This is a genomic window from Collinsella aerofaciens, from assembly GCF_019131995.1.
In the GTDB taxonomy this organism is placed as follows: domain Bacteria; phylum Actinomycetota; class Coriobacteriia; order Coriobacteriales; family Coriobacteriaceae; genus Collinsella; species Collinsella aerofaciens_S.
The window spans coordinates 39166-45533 of record NZ_JAHONA010000017.1; the positions used below are offsets into that span (position 1 = coordinate 39166).

Consider the following 6368-nt stretch of genomic DNA (forward strand, 5'->3'; position numbering starts at 1 on the left):
CGACTTCCTTGTCGGTAAGGAAGAGACCGAGTAGACTCGAGTTGCTGGGCACGCTGCTTTCGGCATGGCTACACATAGTGCTTTCGAGCACTGCTTTTAAGATTGCTTTATCTGCAGATAGTCTAGAACCGGCTACATCTGTGTTAGAACCATATTGATCATCGCTTCCACCGGGGGCTCCTTTCCCCTTGGTTCGATGGAAACAATTCTGAAGTGCAGGCCTATGTTCCGGTAAATGATTATTTAGCTGAACTCGGAGAAGCCCTTTTTGCTCAAACAATTGAAGAGAACAAGCGAGAAAATCATTACCGTTCAGTCGAGTCATTCTGCGAAGTCAAGGGCGGTTAGAGGCTCCCTAAAGGTTCAGAGCTAATTGCAGAGGCAAACTCTCATCCATATATTCGAGTCCGCGACTTAAACAACGCTTCTGTTCTCTTACTCACTTCGGAAATGCTATATATCGACGATGAAACACGATCTAATATTTCGCGCTACGTTGTCAACACTGGCGATCTAATTGTTTCCGTTGTCGGAACGATTGGCCTTACGGCGTATATCGGAAAAACGCTCGATGAGGCAAACCTCACAGAGAATTGCAACAAACTTACTTCGTATAAAGGCGACTTTGCGGCGTGGTCGTATTTCTTTCTTCGTAGCTCAATGGGCATGGAAGCTATTAGGCTTGGAACTGTTGGTGCCGTTCAGACCAAGCTTGCATTAAAAAACATTAAGTCGATGAACGTCCCGTTTGCTCCAGCTTGTGCAATAGAAAGAACGACTTCGACGCTCAATGGTATTCTTGAGCTCATATAGGCTAATATACTCAAGTCGTAGGCTCTTGGCGAACTGCGTGACGCATTGCTTCCCAAACTCATGTAGGGCGAAATCGACGTCTCTCAGTTTGGCGCTGTTCGGATGGATTAGGTATAGAGCGCTATGGCAGGGGGGCGAAGATGATGATTGTTGTAAATGAATCGGCTGCTGCTTCATATCTATACCTAATGGGATTAACCATAGACGAAGAGCTGCCGCTTACGCAACACCTCTCTCTATTGCCGGCCACGTGCAAGGCCTCGCCGGACGACATGATAAATTCTGTGATGAAATATGGCAGCGGAGATGAGACCGATTTAGGTGTCTTGATTGCCGTCCTTAGGAAAACTACAGCTCAGTTGCGCGTTGTTGGAGAGGGCAAAGAGCTTGCAGTTCGAGTTTGGAATGCCCAATCTGCAATAGTTCTATTGTCCGCGCTTTTGAATTGCGAATTGTATTGGCATGTTCAGAGCGATTCGCGGACAGAAGATTTTTCGCCATGCTCGGCAATCAATGTTGTTCTTTCTACAAGGTTGTTCATTCCAAGAAAATTGAAAGTGATCAACGATTCAGAGAAGCAGTGGATAAGACAGCATTATCGGGACGCATGGGAACTGTTTGATAAAAACACGCGATTTGAGACCGCGGTGAATTCCTTGTGGAGCTACAAGCAATCGCTTCGACCTTCAGTTCAAATGGCGATTATATGGGCTGGGATTGAGTCATTGTTTGGAGTCCGGAGCGAACTTGTTTTTCGTGTCAGTACTCTCGCAGCTTTGTTTCTTGGAGGAGGCAAGCAAAAACAGCAAGAAATAAAGAAACTATATAGAGCAAGGTCAGAAGCCGTTCATGAGGGAAAACAACCTTCTGAGTCTTGTGTTTCCGATTCTGCAAAATTATTGCAAGCGCTAATCTTGGAATGCGTCGAACGGGGCTGTTTACCAAATGAGGACGGTTTGCTTTTCGGATTCGAAGAAGGATCGGCTAAATAATCATTTATCGCCCTACGAGTATTTGCAGATGAGACACCGATGCGTTTCAGTTGCATTGCATAGACAAGATAACGAAAAAGCAGCAAATCAAGAATGGCGATTCGCAAACATGGTTTATCCGGAGTTTTCACCAACCGCATCTTTGCGCGCCGCCTCAAATGAAACCCATAATGGAGTTTGGGCCATTCCAGAGTCACTTGCGCAAAGGTATTGCGAGTTTTTGGATCCAGTGATTTTGAGACGTAGCGTCGCCACTCAGACCGCGAACGCTTCATCGATCTGCAACTTCGGCAAAGCAAAAGGCCGAACATATGACCATGTTTTGATTTATCCAGTTGCCGATATGGCCTCTTGGTTGCAAGATGCCTCGACGGATCTGAAGCCGCAAACACGCTCCAAGCTCTATGTTGCAATTACTAGGGCGAGGTTCAGCGCTGGCTTCGTGGTTGCTGACAATAAAATAAATGAGCTTCCAGACACGCTAAGCGTCTGGAAGCCATAAATCAATCACGTGTTTGTTTGTCAGCAAAAGCGGATCCCTACGTGAACCTAAAGACGGCCTTGATCAGTCATCCGTTGAACCTGGAGATGCACTTACCAGTCAACTTCATCCATATCACCCCAATCCTCTGAAACAACTCTCATGTCACCCTTCTCTGGCTGCGTCTCGGTTGCGCCCAGCGCCTATTTGGCTACTTCCGCTTGTATCCTGAGTAATAACCTCCGCTGCTGCAACCAAGGTGGCGAATTGCTGCCTTTGCCATATGGATCTGTATGTAAGTGCTTCGAGGTGATGATGCCGATCTCACTTCAATTCATGGACGCACCGAAATAATAGGGCGGAGTCGCTCTCTCGATCCCGCCTCGCAAACCCGAATAGTTCTGACTTTCCCGTTATCCGGAACATCTGGGGAAGTTCGCGTCCCAGTCCGGAAAACCCAATGCCTGAAACGACGATGCCAAGGGGTTACTCGGTCAGCTTCTTGCATCCGTGCCAGGTCAAGGGAAGGGGCAGCCTGTAGAACGAGGTTGGCTCCATAGGGATCTCCTCGAGCCTTCCGTTGCCCCGCCGAACCCATGAAGTTCCGCTTGCGTCGGTGAAAGCCGTTTCGGGTGCCGTGCGTACTCCCATTCCGTGCCCTTCCGTCGGGAGCCATATGCACCATGCTCCAGGAGGAAGCGCGCCGACGCAGACGCGGTTGGGATAAGCGGGGCGGTTATCCTCACCTTTGAAAGAGGGGCCGGCCCCGCTAATCCCGACGCAGGTGACGATTACGTCGTAGACGGGGGACTCGCTTTCGTTTCGAAGCACGACGAATTGCCAGACGACCCGATTGTCCTCGGGCTGATCAGTTCGGTTTCGATCCCCTTCGTACCATGCCGATATGCGGGATGGCTGATGCCGCTTGATGTCGTCCTCCCTGTTCTTTTTGCTCTGGTTACTTTGCCAGAGTGCGGCAATCAAGGCCCCCAAGGTAACGAGTCCGATGAATGCTTGGACAATCAGATTGGCGATGTCTATATCGATATCAAAAGGCACTGGATGGTCACCAGCTTAGCGTCGTGGGGCGATAAATCTAACTCCGAATAATACGGCTTGATCGATGGTCGACGTTACGTAAACGTCAAAATGGGTTTGTCTTAACAGCCTTATTTTCTTAAGACAAACTTGCCGCAACGCCAATTCAAAGAGTTTGCCGTGACGCAGACAGATGCAGTTGGTTGCTGAAAAGCGTGGTTATTTGGGCAGGATTCGCTTCAAAACGCCCGTCGATTATTACGATCTAATGCAGCCTGTAGGGTGGATGTACTTCGATAAGCAGTAGTCGACATGCTCTGGTTTTGAACGAAAAGTCCCAGAGACAATCGATAACGATTCTTCTTTGATGATGCGAGCGGCGCTACCATTAGCAGCGCCGCTTGTTTTCCGCTCGCAGATAGATCCCGCCATGTTGACCACCGAATGCATCTTGACCGACGTGCTCGTACTCCTATTCGGGCACAGAAATTGGAGGCGCGGCCCCCAGCGTCTACTCAGCGAAATTCGTTAAGAAAGCTGACATCGAACACTGTGAACTCCGTCATCGAATCGAATCTCATTGACTGGGATGCGTTCATTAATGATGACTTTGATGCCTATTTCAAAGCTCGCGTCATGGCTTTGCTGGACGCTATTGAGTTCGCACTGGGCAAGTCCATCTCCGATAGGGGCACCGAGGAAACAGTAAAGAGATTTGGCCGCTCATTGGAATAAGATGCTTCTTAGCTCCGTTATTGGTTATAGAAAGAAGGCTTAATGTCTGATTTTGAAATTTTGCAGCAGTTGTGCGAAACAGCAGACGAACTTTCAAAGAAATACATCAGCTCTAGTTCGCCTGACTTTAAAGCATGGAAGACAAGGGCGGACAGGCTTTTAATTAGGCGATTTGGAAAAGACAGCTACGAATTTAAAAGCTTTAACAAAATCAGCTACTCGTTGTCTTTCTTCACCTCCGGTACGCCCGACTCGGCTTTCGTTGAAGCCTGTGCGGACGGCCTGCGCAGTGCAAAAGCTGTGCTGGAGACATACCTTGATGAGTTTTCAGACGAAGGGGAAACCGGATCGACTGCAAATGTTGGAGATTATTCGAAGGTATTTATCGTTCATGGTCACAACGGAGAGCTTAGGGAAAGGGTCGCGAGAATCATCGAAAGGCAGGGCCTGACGGCGGTTGTCCTAAACGAGCAGTCAAATCAGGGCAAGACAATCATCGAAAAGCTGGAAATTGAAGGCGATGCAGCAGGAGCGGTATGCCTTTTTACGGCGGACGACGAAGGAAGAGCCCAGGCAGAACAGTCGGAAAAGCTCAGGGCTAGACAAAATGTTGTATTTGAAGCCGGATACTTTATTGGTCGGCTTGGCAGGGAAAACGTTGCAATTCTTGTTGACAAAGGTATCGAGATTCCCTCCGATCTACAGGGCGTCGTTTATACCGGAACAGACAGTTGGGAGTTCGGCCTCTTGAAAGAACTCAAGTCCATGGGATATTCCATCGACTTTAATAAGATGGATATCTAATCTGTTGATCCCTCCTTTCACCGACTGGCAAAACGATTTACACCTAATTGTGGACATTGCCCACACGATTTCTCTTTGCTCCCGCATTGATCTCGCTAAACTAATAGGTGCTGCTACCAGGGCATTTTTCTGGTGCATATTCTATTGGCTCCTGCGAAGATCGGAGCGGCTATGTTTGCTGCCGAGTCCCACACCGGCCGTCATCACATCGCGATCGCTGCCATGGCCTGCCTATGCGTTTTGCTGGGCGGGCCTTCTTATGCCGCGGGCGCGGAGAGCCTCATCATCGCGGGCGCGACGTACTACGAGCCGGGCGTGTCGGGTCCTGGCTGGGCCTGGACCGATGCCGACCACCTGGAGCTTAATGGCTACGCGGGCGAGGCCATCGGCGCCGAGGGCGACCTGGTGCTGACGCTTGCCGGGCAGAACTCCGTGACGGAGTCGCATGCGCCCGATGCGGACATCACGCTGTGCGGCATGGAGGTGTGGGGCAACCTGACGCTTCGCGGCACCGGGACCCTGACGGCGACGGGCTCGCAGTGCGGGATCCACGTGTCGCAGGCGCTCGTGGTTGACGGCTGCACCGTCGATGCGCGGGCAGACGGGGCCGATATTACAAACGAGGCGGTCGCCGGCGTGATTGCCGGCGACATGGCCGTGCGCGGCGGCGGGCGCGTCGTTGCCGCGGGCGCCGGGTCCGGAGCGGGCGTGCGCGCCTACGGCGTGTATCTGCAGGACGATGGCATTGGGGATGGCGCGGCCGGCAGTCGGCTTTCCGTCGATGCCTCGTGGCTGGATGCGACCGGTGCCGATGGCGGGGTTGCTTGCACGGGTGGGTCGCTTGTGTCTGCGCGGTTTGTGGCGCCTGCTGGCGGGGCCTTTGGCGCCGGCGGCGTGGTGGATGCCTCCGGGGCCATGGCTCCGCATGTGGTGATTGAGCCCGAGGGCGCGACGGCGCCGGCGGGGGAGACCGACGGGCGCGAGGTGCCCGGTGGCGCGGGCGAGCCGGCTGGTGGCGCCGGTCCTGCCGGTGGGCAGCCCGGTGCCGGGTCCGCGACGGATCCCGCCCTGAAGCCCGCGACTGCGACGCCCAAGACGATCACGACAACCAAAACGACAGTAAACAGGACCACGGTGTCCACGCCATCCAAGGCCAAGGCTGCCGGCGCCGCCACCGCCACGCTCCCCAAGACCGCCGACAGCAACTGGATCGCCGCCTCATTAGCGCTATTCCTGCTAGGAGCAGCGCTTATAGCTGCCGCGCACCGCTGCTCGGTATCGCATGCATCGTCATGGCGGTTGTTCCCGCTTTGAGCTACGCAGGCAACCGATTAAAAGCGAGTTTTATGTTTCCCAAAGTAGGGGCGCACCGGCTAACGCCGGCGCGCCCCTACTACTGAACGGACAGTTTTTATTACTAAGGATACGGCAGCAATCCGTACATTCCGCACACTGATATTTTCTGTATTGAAGACGTCGATGATGCACCCGTATACCATTGACGT

6 protein-coding genes are annotated in these 6368 nt (G+C 52.4%); all 6 read left to right on the plus strand.

All coding sequences use genetic code 11. The features are described 5' to 3' along the window. The first annotated feature begins 372 nt into the window (after positions 1-372). The 6 genes from KSY82_RS06710 to KSY82_RS06735 all read left to right on the plus strand — a co-directional run bounded on the left by KSY82_RS06710 (position 373) and on the right by KSY82_RS06735 (position 6177). Positions 373-813 (plus strand): restriction endonuclease subunit S, encoded by a 441-nt coding sequence (locus KSY82_RS06710; protein ID WP_217750648.1) that lies wholly within the window; start codon positions 373-375, stop codon positions 811-813. Positions 814-953: 140 nt separating this feature from the next. Then, positions 954-1805, plus strand: coding sequence for a hypothetical protein (locus tag KSY82_RS06715; RefSeq protein WP_117769676.1), 852 nt, complete (start codon positions 954-956; stop codon positions 1803-1805). Positions 1806-1914: 109 nt separating this feature from the next. Then, positions 1915-2307, plus strand: coding sequence for a P-loop NTPase family protein (locus KSY82_RS06720; protein WP_147332604.1), 393 nt, complete (start codon positions 1915-1917; stop codon positions 2305-2307). A 1569-nt stretch (positions 2308-3876) separates the two neighbouring features. After that, on the plus strand, positions 3877-4059 hold the full coding sequence (locus KSY82_RS06725; protein ID WP_117636983.1) for a hypothetical protein: 183 nt from the start codon (positions 3877-3879) through the stop codon (positions 4057-4059). Between the two features lie 42 nt (positions 4060-4101). Further along, positions 4102-4863: a TIR domain-containing protein gene (locus tag KSY82_RS06730; protein WP_217750639.1), complete on the plus strand. Its 762-nt coding sequence runs from the start codon at positions 4102-4104 to the stop codon at positions 4861-4863. A 171-nt stretch (positions 4864-5034) separates the two neighbouring features. Then, positions 5035-6177 carry a hypothetical protein gene (locus KSY82_RS06735; protein WP_217750642.1) on the plus strand — a complete coding sequence of 381 codons (1143 nt, stop codon included), beginning with the start codon at positions 5035-5037 and terminating at the stop codon, positions 6175-6177. The last annotated feature ends 191 nt before the right edge of the window (positions 6178-6368 follow it).